Source organism: Streptomyces sp. NPDC005496 (genome assembly GCF_042872045.1).
GTDB lineage: Bacteria > Actinomycetota > Actinomycetes > Streptomycetales > Streptomycetaceae > Streptomyces.
In genome coordinates, this window is the sequence record NZ_JBIAJQ010000002.1 from 897,761 (window position 1) to 912,900 (window position 15,140).

General features: G+C 73.2%; 10 protein-coding genes. 3 read left to right on the top strand and 7 right to left on the bottom strand.

Annotated features, from left to right (window positions below):
- Nucleotides 1-25: 25 nt before the first annotated feature.
- From ACFYQQ_RS08480 to ftsE, 3 genes are all read right to left on the bottom strand, one after another.
- The gene (locus ACFYQQ_RS08480) at nucleotides 26-1,192 is read right to left on the bottom strand and encodes a S41 family peptidase (RefSeq protein ID WP_355784362.1); all 1,167 of its coding nucleotides are present in this window, start codon (nucleotides 1,190-1,192) and stop codon (nucleotides 26-28) included.
- Nucleotides 1,193-1,260: 68 nt separating this feature from the next.
- Entirely contained in the window at nucleotides 1,261-2,178 is a 918-nt protein-coding gene (ftsX, locus tag ACFYQQ_RS08485) for a permease-like cell division protein FtsX (RefSeq protein ID WP_355784359.1), read from the bottom strand.
- Between the two features lie 29 nt (nucleotides 2,179-2,207).
- Nucleotides 2,208-2,897: a cell division ATP-binding protein FtsE gene (gene ftsE, locus ACFYQQ_RS08490; protein WP_355784357.1), complete on the bottom strand. Its 690-nt coding sequence runs from the start codon at nucleotides 2,895-2,897 to the stop codon at nucleotides 2,208-2,210.
- Nucleotides 2,898-3,180: 283 nt separating this feature from the next.
- Here ftsE and ACFYQQ_RS08495 point away from each other — a divergent pair, with 283 nt between their 5' ends.
- The gene (locus ACFYQQ_RS08495) at nucleotides 3,181-3,363 is read left to right on the top strand and encodes a hypothetical protein (RefSeq protein WP_121402609.1); all 183 of its coding nucleotides are present in this window, start codon (nucleotides 3,181-3,183) and stop codon (nucleotides 3,361-3,363) included.
- A gap of 124 nt (nucleotides 3,364-3,487) precedes the next feature.
- Here the strand turns inward: ACFYQQ_RS08495 and ACFYQQ_RS08500 are convergent, their stop codons facing one another.
- The 4 genes from ACFYQQ_RS08500 to ACFYQQ_RS08515 form a co-directional block, all read right to left on the bottom strand.
- A complete protein-coding gene (locus tag ACFYQQ_RS08500) occupies nucleotides 3,488-4,153 on the bottom strand; it encodes a hypothetical protein (RefSeq protein WP_355784354.1) in 666 nt (221 codons plus the stop codon).
- A gap of 304 nt (nucleotides 4,154-4,457) precedes the next feature.
- On the bottom strand, nucleotides 4,458-5,564 hold the full coding sequence (prfB, locus tag ACFYQQ_RS08505) for a peptide chain release factor 2 (RefSeq protein ID WP_355784351.1): 1,107 nt from the start codon (nucleotides 5,562-5,564) through the stop codon (nucleotides 4,458-4,460).
- A gap of 626 nt (nucleotides 5,565-6,190) precedes the next feature.
- Nucleotides 6,191-7,456 carry a serine/threonine-protein kinase gene (locus ACFYQQ_RS08510; RefSeq protein WP_356174249.1) on the bottom strand — a complete coding sequence of 422 codons (1,266 nt, stop codon included), beginning with the start codon at nucleotides 7,454-7,456 and terminating at the stop codon, nucleotides 6,191-6,193.
- A 211-nt stretch (nucleotides 7,457-7,667) separates the two neighbouring features.
- Nucleotides 7,668-9,401 carry a serine/threonine-protein kinase gene (locus tag ACFYQQ_RS08515; RefSeq protein ID WP_388903944.1) on the bottom strand — a complete coding sequence of 578 codons (1,734 nt, stop codon included), beginning with the start codon at nucleotides 9,399-9,401 and terminating at the stop codon, nucleotides 7,668-7,670.
- A 464-nt stretch (nucleotides 9,402-9,865) separates the two neighbouring features.
- Between ACFYQQ_RS08515 and ACFYQQ_RS08520 the strand changes: the two genes are divergently transcribed.
- Both ACFYQQ_RS08520 and ACFYQQ_RS08525 read left to right on the top strand, forming a co-directional pair.
- On the top strand, nucleotides 9,866-13,402 hold the full coding sequence (locus ACFYQQ_RS08520; RefSeq protein ID WP_388903947.1) for an FHA domain-containing protein: 3,537 nt from the start codon (nucleotides 9,866-9,868) through the stop codon (nucleotides 13,400-13,402).
- A gap of 356 nt (nucleotides 13,403-13,758) precedes the next feature.
- Entirely contained in the window at nucleotides 13,759-15,138 is a 1,380-nt protein-coding gene (locus ACFYQQ_RS08525; RefSeq protein WP_355787316.1) for an ABC transporter substrate-binding protein, read from the top strand.
- The last annotated feature ends 2 nt before the right edge of the window (nucleotides 15,139-15,140 follow it).

Genomic DNA, 15,140 nt, shown 5'->3' on the forward strand with positions numbered 1-15,140 from the left:
CGATTTCCGCACCGGCCCCCGGACGCTACGCAGGGTTGCCGAGACCGCTCAGTACCGTCACCGCCCGGCGGACGGCCTCCTCGTCCGCCTCCAGGTCGGGGGTGATGCCCCGGCCGTCGACGGTGCGTCCCGCGGGGGTCCGGTAGTGCCCGACCGTGAGCTCGGCGACGGAGCCGTCGGGGAGCCTGCTCGGCATCTGCACCGAGCCCTTGCCGAAGGTCCTGGAACCGACGACGACCGCCCGGCCGCGGTCCTGGAGGGCACCCGTGAGGAGTTCGGCGGCGCTCATCGTGCCGCCGTCGACGAGGGTCACCAGGGCCCTGTCCGTGTCGCCGCCGGGGTCGGCGTGCAGGGCGCGCTGGGCGCCGCGCACGTCGTAGGTGGCGACCAGGCCGCCGTCCAGGAAGGCGGAGGCTGCGGTGACGGCCTCGGTGACCAGCCCGCCGGAGTTGCCGCGCAGGTCCAGGACGACGCCGGCCCGCCGGGGCGCGTCGGCGACGGCGGAGCGCACCCGTTCGCCGGAACCCTTGGTGAAGGCGGCGACCTTGATCACGGTGACGCCGCCGGCGAGCCGGTGCACGGTCACGGGGTCCGTGGACAGGCGGGCCCGGCGCAGCGTCTCGCTCCACGCGCGCGTGCCGCGCTCCAGGCCGACGGAGACCCGCGTGCCCGCGGACGCGTCCTCGGCGTCGCCGCGCAGCAGCGAGACGACCTCCGTCACCGGCCGCCCGGCGACCGTCCGGCCGTCCACACTGCGCAGCCGGTCCCCCTTGCGGATCCCGGCGGTCGCGGCGGGCGAGCCGCTCTGCACGCGGGACACCTCGATACGGCCGTCCCGCTCGCGCCGGGCCCACAGCCCGACGCCGGTGTACTCGCCGTCGAGCGCCTCCTCGAACTCCTCGTACTCGCCCTGGGAGTAGACGGCGCTCCAGCGGTCTCCGCTGCGGCTGACGGCCCGTTCGGCGGCCTCCATGGGGGACTTGCCGTCGGCCATGGCCTCGGCGGCGGCGCGGGTGACGTCCTCGCGGTGGCTCGCCGGGACCGGACGCTGGGCGCCGGACGGGGAATTCCGGCCGTGCTCGGGAAGGGAACCGGTGGCGGCCCCGGCGGCGAGCACACCGGCGAAAACCAATGTCAGGGCGGCCCCGCGGCCGATGCGGCGGGGCTGACAGAACAGGTCACGGCCTGACATGCCGGTGAGTCTAGGACAACGCGGGAGGGCCGCACCGCCTGTTGGCGGTACGGCCCTCTTGGCATGCGTCACACCTTCAGGTACTTGCGCAACGCGAAGAACGCGGCCAGCGCCGGCATCAGCAGACTCGTCGCGAGGATGAGCGGCAGCTTGGTCAACACGGCGTCCCAGCCGATGAAGTTGATCAGGTTCAGCTTCTCCGACAGGGCCAGGCCGTGGTCGATGATGAAGTACCGGGCGACCACGAGGAAGCCGCACGCGACACCGCCGCCGATGAGTCCGGCGACCGCGGCCTCCGCGATGAACGGCGCCTGGATGTAGAACCCGGAGGCGCCCACCAGCCGCATGATGCCGGTCTCGCGGCGGCGGCTGAACGCGGAGACGCGCACCGTGTTGACGATCAGCATCAGGGCGACGACCAGCATCATCGCCATCACCGCGCGCGCGGCCCAGTTCATGCCGTTGAGCAGCCCGAAGAGGTTGTCCAGGATGCCCTTCTGGTCCTGCACGGACTGCACGCCGGCCCGGCCGTCGAAGGCGGTGGCGATGACCTGGTACTTCTCCGGGTCGTCCAGCTTGATCCGGTACGACTCCTGCATCTGGTCCGGGGTCAGGGAGCTGGCCAGCGGGGAGTCGCCGAACTGCTCCTTGTAGTGCTTGTACGCCTGGTCCGCCGACTCGTACTCGACCTTCTCGACGGCCGGCATCTTGCTCAGGTCGCTCTTGATCTGGGCCTTCTGCTCAGTGGTGACCGCCCCCTTGGCGCAGTTGGGGTCGGACTCCGCGTCGCTCTTGTTGCAGAGGAAGATCGAGACGTTGACCTTGTCGTACCAGTAGCCCTTCATCGTGTTCACCTGGTCGCTCATCAGGAGCGAACCGCCGAACAGGGCGAGCGAGAGGGCGACCGAGACGATGACGGCGAAGGTCATCGTGAGATTGCGACGGAGACCGACACCGATCTCCGACAGAACGAACTGGGCGCGCATGGCGTTCGCTTAAGCCTTTCCGTGGATCGTCAGTGCTGGTAGCCGTAGACGCCGCGCGCCTGGTCGCGGACGAGACGGCCCTGCTCCAGCTCGATGACGCGCTTGCGCATCTGGTCCACGATGTTCTGGTCGTGGGTCGCCATCACCACGGTCGTGCCCGTGCGGTTGATGCGGTCGAGCAGCTTCATGATGCCGACGGAGGTCTGCGGGTCGAGGTTTCCGGTCGGCTCGTCGGCGATGAGGAGCTTCGGCCGGTTGACGAAGGCGCGCGCGATGGCGACGCGCTGCTGTTCACCGCCGGAGAGCTCGCCGGGCATCCGGTCCTCCTTGCCGCCCAGCCCGACGAGGTCGAGCACCTGGGGCACGGACTTGCGGATCTCGCCGCGCGACTTGCCGATGACCTCCTGCGCGAAGGCGACGTTCTCGGCGACCGTCTTGTTCGGCAGGAGACGGAAGTCCTGGAACACGGTCCCCAGCTGGCGGCGCATCTGCGGCACCTTCCAGTTGGAGAGGCGCGCGAGGTCCTTGCCCAGGACGTGCACCTGACCGTGGCTGGCCCGTTCCTCACGGAGGACCAGCCTGAGGAAGGTGGACTTTCCGGAGCCGGAGGACCCCACGAGGAACACGAACTCACCGCGCTCGACCTCCAGGGAGACATCCCTGAGAGCGGGGCGGGTCTGCTTGGGGTAGACCTTGGAGACGTTGTCGAATCGGATCACGGATGCACCACGGGTCGCCGGGGGTAGGTGTGCGTGACCATACGCGAACCGGGTGCGGGAGCGCAGTCGGCGTACGGGGTTGCGCGAGGCTTGCGCGTTTTGTCCCGCATCTGAGGGGTGGGAGAGACGTCTTCCGGCCGGGAACGGGCCTCGTTCCCGCCAGGACCGGGCAGGATGGGGCGAGCCGCGCCGAAATCCGCGGAACCTGGCACAGTGGAGGGGGAACGGTCTCGTTCCCCGCGGCGTTATACACGCGGAGAGACAGCGCAAGGAGGGCCGGCGCATGACGTACGACCGATTGGTGTGCGCGAACTGCGCTTCGCCCGTGAGCGAGGGCCGCTGCCACGTCTGCCGCGCGAACAGGGAGCGCCTCCAGCAGGAGAGCCCCTTCGCCGGACTGAACCCGATGGCGCTGATCGCACTGCTCGCCGTGCTGATCGCCGCGGTGGCCCTGCTGGCCCGCTAGGGCCTCATCCACCTTTTCCGCCGCCCCGCGACCCGCGGGGCAGTCCTCGTCCGACACGGGGAAAGGGCCCGGAGCGTCTCGCTCCGGGCCCTTTCTCGCGTGTGGTGTGTCACACGGCCGTGCGTCAGGCGGCGGCGCCGCCGCGGCCGCCCGCGAGGCGGGGCAGCAGGCGGAAGCCGATACCGCCGGCGATCATGGTGGCCGCGCCGACCAGCAGGAACGCGGTCTGGCCGGCACCCGTCTCGGCCAGCTCGCCGTCGTTGTCGCCCTGGGCCGTGGTGTCGGAGCCGGTGTCCGCGCCGGTGTCGGTCAGAGCCGAGGAGCCCTCGCCCTGCTCGACGGGCTGGGAGCCGCCGTCCGGGTCGGTGTCGTTGCCGCCGGAGCCGTCGCCGCCGCCGTTGCCGTTACCGCCGCCGTTGCCGTTGCCACCGCCGTTGCCGTTCCCGCCGCCGTTGCCGTTGCCCGGCTCGGTCGGGTCACCCGGCTCGGAGGGCTCGGCGGACGGCTCCGGCGGGTCCTCCGACGGAGGAGTGGCCGACGGGGTCGGGTCCGGGTCGGTCGGAAGGCCCGTGTTGGACGGGGTCGGCGCCGGCGGCGTCGACGGGTCGTCGGGACCGGCGACCTTCACGCCGATACCGTCCTCGTCGGCACTGGCGCCGACGCTCAGGCCGCCCACGTTCACGCCGACGTCCAGCGCCGAAGCGGCACCCGCGGCGGTCAGGGACGCACCGGCTGCGATCACCGCGCCGGCGGCTATGCGCGCCGCGCGGATCCGCGTCTTCTTGGTCATCTGCCTGCTACCCCCAGTAGCTCATCGTCAGTGGAGCAGCGCCCGGGGCCACGGCGTCACAGGCGGCGTTGCGAAGCCCCCCGGTTCACATGCGCCCCAGAGATACGCATGCCACGCGTCACCCTTCCCACTTTTCAAAGCAACGTCAAGGTCGTTGCGCACGCGATGTCCTGATGGGTGCCATTTGCCTGCCGTGAGGACATGTGACTGTGATGTAAAACCCAGACAACCCACACACGAAAGGCAACTGCCGTCCGGAGAACGGCAGTTGCCTTGTCGACAAAGCGGCGGGAATGGGACCCGGTTACTTCTCCTGCTGCTTGCGCCAGCGAATTCCGGCCTCCAGGAAGCCGTCGATCTCACCGTTGAACACGGCCTCGGGGTTGCCGACTTCGAACTCGGTGCGCAGGTCCTTGACCATCTGGTACGGGTGCAGGACGTACGAACGCATCTGGTTGCCCCAGGAGTTGCCGCCGTCGCCCTTGAGGGCGTCCATCTTGGCCTGCTCCTCCTGGCGGCGCCGCTCCAGGAGCTTGGCCTGCAGGACGTTCATCGCGGACGCCTTGTTCTGGATCTGCGAGCGCTCGTTCTGGCAGGAGACCACGATCCCGGTGGGGAGGTGGGTCAGGCGGACCGCGGAGTCGGTCGTGTTGACGCCCTGGCCGCCCGGACCGGACGAGCGGTACACGTCGACGCGCAGCTCGGACTCGTCGATCTCGATGTGGTCGGTCTGCTCGACCACCGGCAGGATCTCGACACCGGCGAACGACGTCTGCCGGCGTCCCTGGTTGTCGAAGGGCGAGATGCGCACCAGGCGGTGCGTGCCCTGCTCGACGGACAGCGTGCCGTAGGCGTACGGGACGTGGACGGCGAAGGTGGTCGACTTGATGCCGGCCTCTTCCGCGTACGAGGTCTCGTAGAGCTCCGTCTTGTAGCCGTGCCGCTCCGCCCAGCGCAGGTACATGCGCTGGAGCTTCTCGGTGAAGTCGGAGGCGTCGACGCCGCCGGCCTCGGCGCGGATGGTGACGACGGCCTCACGGGAGTCGTACTCGCCCGAGAGCAGCGTACGGACCTCCATCTCGTCCAGCGCCTTCTTGACCGCGGTGAGCTCGGTCTCCGCCTCGGCGCGGGTGTCCGAGTCGTCCTCCTCCTCGGCCATCTGGAAGAGGATGCTCAGGTCGTCGATCCTGCTGCGCAGGGCCTCCGCCTTGCGGACCTCGGCCTGGAGGTGGCTCAGCTTGCTGGTGATCTTCTGCGCCGCGTCCGGGTCGTCCCACAGGGACGGCGCGGCCGCCTGCTCCTCGAGCACGGCGACATCTGCCCTCATCTTGTCGAGGTCCAGGACGGCCTCGATCGACTCCATGGTCGAGGAGAGGGACTTGAGCTCTTCGGATACATCGACGACTGCCACGCCTCCAGCGTAACGGCTACGACAACCACCCCCACCGCCTCCGCCCACCGCCGCCCACTCCCAGCGCCCCGCGCCCCGGCTCAGCCCGAGGCGGGACAACACCCCCGACGCCTCCAGGGCGCCGCCCGGGCGGCCCCACTCCCCCACGTATCCAAGCGCCCGGCGCTGCGGCTGAGGCCGAGGTAGGTCGGCGAGCCCGGCGCCGGCGGGGGTGCCGCCTGCGCCCACCCTCCCCCACTCTCGGCTCCGCTCGAGCGGGGGGACCCCCATCGCCCCAAGCGGCACGCATGCCCGCAGCGGGAGCGGACGGACGGCCCGAGCCGCACGCATGCCCGCAGCTCATGCGGGTGGACAGCCGCCCCCGGCCGGGGTGGGCGTCGCCCACCGGCCCGCACCAGGGCCACCGAGCCCGCGCCCCCGCAGCTCAGCCCCTACGAACCGCAAGCCGCCATGCGACCGAAGGGGCCGTGCCGGTACATCAAATGGCCGTCGAGACGGGGACGTACCCGACCGAGGAACGCTGGTGACGGACGCCCACAACAACTACCGACGGCCGGATGTACCGGCACGGACCCGACCCACCCACCGGACCGACAGCGCCCCGACGCCCACCACACCGACGTCCATCAAGGCACCGCAGGCGCCGACGTCTCCTTGTCGTCCCGGGGTGTGGCCCCCGCGTCGTCCCCCGACGTGGCCACCCACGTCCCCACGCCCACCGCCGCGACCAACGCCACCGCCGCCGCCCCCAGCGTGATCCTCCGCCGCCGGGCGGACGCCCGATGCCGGGCCGACCCAGGCCGCGGCGCCCCCGCAGCGCGCGGCGCCCGAGCCGTCCCCCGCGCACCCCCGGCCAGCTCGTCCGGCCCCGGCACCCGCATCGACGTATGCGTGTCCCGGTTCGAGTCGGGCGCAGCCCCCGGCACCAACGGCACCGCCCCCCGCCGAACCCGCCCCCGCTCCGCCCGCTCCCCCTCACGCACCGGAACGGCCTCGGCCGCCTCCTCGTACGCGCCCTCGCCCTCCTCCGGCTCCGCGTCCGGCTCGTCCACGTCCAGCGGCGGCATCCCGGCCAGCAGCGGCAGCTGCTCCCGCAGCCGCGCCCCCAGCTCGGACGCCCGCAACCGGGACGCCGGCGCCTTGGCGAGGCACTGCACGATCAGCTGCCACAGCTCGTCGGGGATACCGGGCAGCGGCACCACACGCTCGGTGACGTGCCGCCGCAGCACCGCCCCGGGGTGCCCGCCCCCGAAGGGGGTGAACCCGGCCAGCAGCTCGTACAGCACCGTCGCAAGCGCGTAGATGTCGACGGCGGCCCGCGGCGGCAGCCCCTCGATGATCTCGGGGGCGAGATAGTCCGGCGTGCCGATGATCTTCGTCGCCCGGGTCCGCCGGGGCGAGTCGATGAGCTTGGCCACGCCGAAGTCCGTCAGCAGCGCGGGATGCGAGCCGCCCGGCCCGAGGGGGCCCTGCATGTCCAGGAGGACGTTCTCGGGCTTCACGTCCCGGTGGACGACCCCGGCGGCGTGCGCCGCGGCGAGCCCGTCCGCGACGTCGGCGACGATCGCGACCGCGGCCTCGGGGGCCAGCCGCCGCTCCCGGTCGAGCCGGGTCCGCAGATCGGTGCCGCGGACGAGGTCCATGACGAGCGCGAGGTCGTTGCCGTCCACGACGAGGTCGCGCACCGCGACCACGTGGGGGTGGTCGAGCCCCAGAAGCGCCGTGCGCTCCTGGACGAAGCGCCCCACGAGCTCCTGGTCGGACGCGAGGTCCTCGCGCAGCAGCTTGATGGCGACGGGGCCCTCCGGCCCCTCGCCCAGCCACACCGTGCCGGCGCTGCCCCGCCCCAGGATCTGGTTGGCGGTGTACCGGCTGCCGATCTTCCGTGCCAAGACTGCTCCTACAGACGCGTGTTGTCGTCAAAACTACGCGCCGGAACAGCCAACCTTCACCGCGGAGACGGAAATCACCCCTCAGGTGTCGACAAATCCCCAGAGTCGGCACCCCCGAAGAGCCGAAGCCACCCCAAAGCGACCTGTCATGACCACCTCGGGCAACCCCTCATGACCCCTCATGACCGCTCCGGACCGCTCCGGAGCAACCTCACTGCCCGGACTTGGCGCCCAGGTCCCCGATCCACCCACTCACGGTGTTGAACCAGTCGCTCAGCTGCTCCCAGTAGCCCTTGGTGGTGCCGATCCACTCCTGGAGGGGGCTCAGCTCCCAGACCAGCCATCCGGCGACGAACAGGATGACGACGGTGAACAGGCACCCCTTGAGGCAGCCGAGGCCGGGGATCTTCATCGGGTTGGCGCTCCGCTGCCGGGGCTCGCGCGGCTGCCGGGGGGCGGGCTGCTGGGGCTGCTGCGGCGCGGGAGCGTACCGCTGCGGCTGCTGCCGTTGCGGTTGCTGCTGCGGCTGCTGCCGCTGCGGCTGCTGCCGTTGCGGTTGCTGCTGCGGCTGCTGCCGTTGCGGCGCGTACTGCTGAGGCTGCTGCTGCGGATACCCGTACCCGGGCGGCGGCTGCTGCCCCTGGGGCCGCTGCTGCTGCTGAGGCCGCTGCTGGGGCCGGGCCACCTGCCGCTGGGGCCGGCGCCGCAGCGGATCGTCCTCGGGGTCGAGGTACGACTGGACCTGCGTCTGCTCGTTGCGGTCACGGGCCGCCCGCAGCTGGCTCTGCCAGGGGTGCGGGTCCTCGGGCTGACCGGGCTGCCCCTGCTGCCCGCCCGGCCCGTTCGGCGGCACCGGAGGCAGCACGGCGGTCGGATCGGCGGCCCCGCGGTGCGGCAGCACGGACGTCGGATCGGCGGCACCGGAGGTGTGCGGCAGGACGCTGGTGGCGCCGTTCGGGTCGTAGGCGCCCGCACCGTGCGGCAGCACCTGCGTCGGGTCGGCGGCACCCGGCGTGCCGGGCACGGGGGCGGGAGCCGGATCGGGCGCGAGGAGCGCGCCGACCCCCTCCGCGGCGGCGATCTGCGCGGGGCTGGCGTGCACGCCGACCCCCTGGGCGACCGTGCGCAGCCCGCGGGCGAGGTTCTCGGCGCTGGGCCGCTCGTCGGGGTTCTTGCGCAGGCACCGCTCGATGACGGTCCACAGCGGGTCCGGCACGGTCGAGGGCCGGCGGGGCTCGGCGCTCAGGTGCTGGTGGAGCACCTCCAGGGCCGACCCTCCGGAGAACGGCGGACGCCCGGTCACCAGCTCGTAGAGCAGGATGCCGGCGCCGTAGATGTCGACGGCGGACGTCTGGGGGCGGCCCTCGGCGGACTCGGGCGCCACGTACGCGGGTGTGCCGACGAACTCGTGGGTGCGGGTGAGCCCGGGTGAGTCGGCGAGCCGGGCGATGCCGAAGTCGGTCAGCATCGGGTGCATCTGGCCGCCGTCCTGCTTGAGCAGGACGTTCGCCGGCTTGAGGTCGCGGTGGACGACCCCGTCGGCGTGGCTGGCGGCGAGCGCGTCGGCCACCTGGGCGGTGAGGAGGGCGGCGGCGACGGGCGAGAAGGGCCCGTTCTCGCGGAGGTATCGGTGCAGGTCGGGACCGTCGACGAGGTCCATGACCAGCGCGAGCAGGTCTCCCTCGACGACCAGGTCGCGGACCCGGACGATGTTCGGGTGGGTCAGGCGCAGCAGCACCGACCGCTCCCGCAGGAACCGCATCACGACGTCCGCGTCGCTTGCCAGCTCCTCCTTGAGGACCTTGATCGCCACGGTCTCGCCGGGCTGCCCGGCGACGGCCGCCTCGGCGCCCGCGGTCTCCCTCTGGCGGGCGCGCCAGACGGTGCCTGTGGCGCCGCGTCCCAGCGGCTCCTCAAGGAGGTACTTGCTCCCTACCGGCCGCACGTCATGCGCTCCCTGCTGCTTGCTTGGCTGGTCCGTCCACCGTCGTCCACGTCGCTCGGAGTGCTCGGGTGTTCCGCCCCACTGTAGTGCCGTGGGGCGCGGGACCGGGCTGTCGTCCGGCTGTGCTTCCCGTGCCCGCTCCGGTGCCTGCGGCGGCGTCCGCGTACGGGTCCCGTACGTGTTCGAAGGAAAGACGCTCGCTTCGGACCGTTGGTTGCCGAACCCTGGACGTGACCGATCTCAAGCGGGCACCGGTCGGGCACTGGTCAGGCACTTTTGCGGGCAGAGCCGACCAATCAAGATCACTTGTTCCCGGGCGGCGGGCGTGTTGTCGGTGTCAGGTGCGAGGATGCCCTCAGTACTGGCCGACGTGCCCGTGTGCGGTGGGGGAGTCTGCGGTGGGGGACCGCGGCGCAGTCTCGTCCCCGTTCCGGGTGCCCGCGCGGAAGGGACCCCTGACGGCGATGCAGATCCGGCTGACCGTCGTAGACCCGCTGGGCCCGCCCTCGGAGCCGCGGGGGCGAGCCGCCGCCTGCGATGTGCTGGTCACCGCCCCCGCGGGGACGGCGCTGGCCGCGATCGCGTCCGGACTGGCCTCGGCGGTGGCGGCGGGCGACGGTCCGCTCGTGCTGTACGCGGGTGCCGAGCGGCTCGACGCGCAGCGCTGCACCCTGGGCGAGCCGCCGCTGACGGACGGCGCCGTGCTGTCGCTGGGCGCCCCCGCGGAGCCCGGCCCCGACGCGAGCGACGTCACCGCCCAGCTGCATGTGATCGCGGGTCCCGACGCGGGCGGTGTCCACCTGCTGCACGGCGGCCGGATCCACATCGGCCGCTCGGCCGACGCGGACGTCCCGCTGGACGACCCGGACGTGTCCCGGCTGCACTGCGCGGTCACGGTCTCGGCCGACGGCCGCGTCGCAGTCGCCGACCTCGGCTCCACGAACGGCACGGCCATCGACGGCGCCCGGGTGGGCGAGCGTCCGGTGCGGTTCGGGCCGGGGGCGCTGCTGCGGGTCGGCGAGTCCGCGCTGCGTCTCGCCCCGGCCACCGGCGTCGGGACGGTCCCGACCGCGCCCGACGGTGAGGGACACGTGCGGGTGCCCGCCGTGGGCTCGCGGGAGACCGGCCTCACCGGGAGCGGCCCTTCCTCCGGTGCGGCCGGCCGGACGTCCACGGTGGCTTCGGGGGCACCCCGGCAGACCGCCGCGGTGCCCCACGCGCGCGTGGAGGGCACCGAGACCCCGGCGGCGGGAACCCGTACGGACGGGGGTGCAGGGCGGGACCCGTACGCCCCGGCGGGCGAGACCCATCACGGCTACGGCTCCGGAGGCTGGGGCTCGGCCGGAGGCGTCCCGGGCGCGCAGGGGCACGAACCCGGCGCGGACCCCGTCGTCCCCGGGCAGGGACGCGCACCCCGTATCGAGAACGGCCGCCCCGCCGCGGCGGCCCCGGCACCGCGCCCCGACCGGCACGGCGACCCCGGGGCACGCGGCGAGGGAGCCACGGCGGCCCCCGGCGCGGGCACCCGCGAGGGCGGCGCCCCGGGCCCGGCCGCCCCCGGCACCGACGTGCCGCCCGGCGTCCGCAAGCGCGGCTTCTCCGCCTGGGCGCGGCGGCTGACCGGCGGCCGGGGCGAGCTGCCCGAGGCCGACCCCGGGAGCTACGACGACGAACCGGCGGCCGAGGCGGCGGACCCCGTGACCGCTCCGGCGCTGGTGCCGGACACCTGGCCGGACCCCGCGACCCTGCTGCTCACGGCGCTCGGCCCGGGGCCGCGGCTGTGGGAGCGCGAGCCGGGGCACCCGGAGATGCTCACCGTGCGGCTGGGCACGGCCGACCGCGCGGCGCCCGACGGCTCGGGTCTGCTGCCCGCCGTGCCGGTGACGGCGGGGCTGCGCGAGGTCGGCTCGCTCGGTCTGGCGGGACCCCGGGCGCGGCTGGCGGGGCTGGCCCGCGCGGTCGTCGCCCAGCTCGCCGCGCTGCACTCCCCCGACACCCTTGAGATCGTCCTGATCAGCACCGACCGTTCGCGCGGCGTGGAGGAGCGCACCGCCGAGTGGTCCTGGCTCGGCTGGCTCCCGCACGTCCGCCCCGGTCACGGCCAGGACTGCCGTCTCCTCCTCGCCTACGACCGCGACCAGGCGACCGCGCGCGCGGACGAGCTGCTGCGCCGTCTCGACGACCACCTCACGGAGGCCGGAGGTGCGGCGGGCGCCCGTCCGTCCCCCGGCGCGGCGGGTCCCGTGCGCGGAGCCGCCCGCCGTCCCTCGTGGGCGCGGGGCGAGGACCCGGAGGACGTCGCGGAGGGCCCGTACACCGTGCTCGTCGTGGACGGCGACCCCGGCGGCGCGGGAGTGCGCGACGCGGTGGTGCGGCTGGCGCGCGAGGGCGCCCGGGCGGGCATCCACGTGGTGTGTCTCGCCGAGACGGCGGCCGCGTCCCCGGCGTCCCCGGTGACGCGGACGTACGAGGCCGCCTGCGAGGCGGCGCCCGGTTTCCGGGAGTGCGGTGCCGTCGCGCTGCTCAGCGGTGACGTGGCGACCGCCCTGCACCTGATGCGGGTCGCGCCGGGCGGCCCCGCGGATCCGTCCGGAGCCCCGCGCCCGGGCACCGCTCCCGATCGGGGCGAGCTGCCCTCCGGGCACGGCCGGCACACCCCGCCCGGCACCGGGCCGGAAGACTCCCCGGCCGGCTCCCCGGACCGCCCCGACGGCGGCTCCGTCCCGGGTTTCGTCGGACACGGCACCGTCGCCGCGGTGGACGCGGTGTCGGCGGCCTGGGCCGAGCGGTTCGCGCGGGCGCTCGCACCCCTGCGCACCGACGGCACCGGCGACCGGCACGCACGCGTGTCCGCGCCGCTGCCCCAGGCAGCACGGCTGCTCGACGAGTTGGGGCTCGCCCGCGCCACCCCCGCGTCCCTGCTGGCCCGTTGGGCCGACGCGGCCGACGACACCGAGGCGCTCGGCGGCCGGGCCCGCGCGGTGCTCGGAGCGGGACCGCGCGGCCCGGTCTGCGTCGACCTCGCCGCCGACGGCCCGCACCTGCTGATCGAGGGCCCCCCGGGCAGCGGCCGTACGGAGCTGCTGCGGTCGCTGGCCGCGTCGCTCGCCGCCGCGGAGCGCCCGGACCGGCTCGGCATCGTCCTGATAGACGGGCGGGACCACACCGGCGGCAAGGGCGCGCAGGGACCGGCCGACGGACTCGCCGCCTGTACGGACCTGCCGCACGTCTCGACCCACCTGACCGCCAACGACCCGGTGCGCATGCGGGAGTTCGCGCAGTCCCTGAGCGCCGAGCTGAAGCGGCGGGCCGAGCTGCTCGGCCGCCAGGACTTCACCGAGTGGCACACGAACCGCGAGGTGTCCGGCCGGATGGTCACCCAGCGCTCGGCGAGCGGCTCGTCCGGCACCGGGGACCTCGACAGCCCCACCACGTCGACGATCAGGCTGCGCCCGGCGGCGGCCCGCCGGCAGGCGGAGCCGGGGCCGCCGCTGGCCCGTCTCGTCGTGGTGGTCGACGACCTGGACTCCCTGCTGTCGCCCGCGCTGGGTTCGCCCGGCAGGCCCTCGGCGGGCTCCGTCGTACGGGCGCTGGAGGCGGTGGCCCGGGAAGGCGAGCGGCTCGGCGTGCACCTGGTGGCGACGACCGGGATGTGCGGGCGGGCGACGGACACGGAGCTGGCCAGGACGGCCGCGCTGCGGGTCACGCTGGACGCGCCGACGCCGGGAGCGGACGAACCCGCGCCGGGACGGGGGCGGGTGTCCGGGGCGGACGGACGCGTCACGCCCTTCCAGGGCGGGCGGGTGACGGGCCGGATCCCCCGTACGGCGACACAGCGGCCCACGGTGGTGCCCCTGGAGTGGCAGCGGATGGGGGACCCGCCGGCCCGGCGGCCCGTGCGGGAGCTCGGCAACGGCCCGACCGATCTGGCGCTGCTCGCCAGCGCGTTGGAGCGGGCGGCCCGTTCGGTCGCCGCGACCGAGGTCCCCTCGCTGCTCTGACCCCGGCACGCTTCTTCGACCCCGGCGCTTCCCTCACCCCGGCACCCGGTACGAGCGCTCCGCTTACGTGCCGGTCCGTCAACTGGCGTGTCCGAAAAGGACATTCGGCGCGTCCGCCCCATGACGGAACCTCACATTCCGTCCGTGTCGGGCGGATACGCCGGTGATGACGCGAGCCGTGATCCCGCGGAAGCCGCCCCCGCCGGAAGCCCGCAGGTCACGACGCGGTCACGATCACTCACTTGACACCGTAGGCGCTCTTGCCGCCCTCAAGCAGGCGGGCGTAGACCAGAGCGCACGGGACACGCTCAACACACCGCTCAGACGTTCGACGAGGAACGAAGAACGGGGCACAGATGCGCAGCACTGTTCACTCACGCAAGCCGAGCAAGACCGCACGGAACGCGGCCGCGGCCCTCACGGCCGGTGCTCTCGCCCTCGCGCTCACCGCGTGCGGCGGAGACGACGACGGCGACAAGAGCGGCGGCAAGGACAAGGAGAGCGGCGGATCGTCCGTCTCGCTCCCCAAGCTGGACGGCGAGAACCTGGAGGTCGCCGCCGTCTGGACCGGCCCCGAGCAGGCCAACTTCAAGAAGGTGCTCGCCGAGTTCGAGAAGCGCACCGGCGCCAAGGTCACCTTCGTACCGGCACAGGACCCGATCATCAACTTCCTGGGGTCGAAGATCGCGGGCGGGGAGCCGCCGGACATCGCGATGCTCCCCCAGGTCGGCGCCATCAAGCAGGCCGTCGAGAAGAAGTGGGCCAAGCCCGTCGGCACCGCGGCCCAGGAGCAGTTGCGGAAGAACTACTCCCAGGGCTGGCAGGACCTCGGGAAGGTCGACGGCGAGCAGTACGGCGTGTACTACAAGGCCGCCAACAAGTCGCTGGTCTGGTACAACACGCAGGTCTTCGAGAACGCGGGCGCCAAGGAGCCCAAGACCTGGGACGAGTTCCTCGACACCGCGCAGACCGTCTACGACTCCGGCGTCACGCCCGTCTCCGTCGGCGGCGCGGACGGCTGGACCCTCACGGACTGGTTCGAGAACATCTACCTCTCCCAGGCCGGCCCCGAGAAGTACGACCAGCTCGCCGAGCACAAGATCAAGTGGACGGACGCGTCCGTGAAGGACGCGCTGACCACGCTCGCGCAGCTGTGGGGCAAGAAGGACTACATCGCGGGCGGCGCGAGCGGGGCCCTGCAGACGGAGTTCCCGGACTCCGTGACGCAGACGTTCCAGGGCGGCGACCAGCCGAAGGCCGGCATGGTCTTCGAGGGCGACTTCGTCCAGGTCAACATCGCGGAGACCAAGGCGAAGGTGGGCACGGGCGCGAAGGTGTTCCCGTTCCCGGCCGTGGGTGACGAGGCGCCGGTCGTCAGCGGCGGCGACGCGGCCGTCATCCTGAAGGACTCCAAGGCGGCCCAGGCCCTCGCCACGTTCCTCGCCTCGTCCGACGCGGCGGCCATCCAGGCGAAGCTCGGCGGCTACCTCTCCCCCAACAAGAACGTCGACGCGTCGGCGTACCCGAACGCGGTGCAGCGCAAGATGGCGCAGGCCCTGGTCTCGGCCGGCGACGACTTCCGCTTCGACATGTCGGACCAGGCGCCCCAGGCGTTCGGCGGCACACCGGGCAAGGGCGAGTGGAAGGAACTCCAGGACTTCCTGAAGAACCCCAAGGACGTCGCGGGTACGCAGGAGAGGCTGGAGTCGGCCGCCGCCAAGGCGTACAAGGACTGATC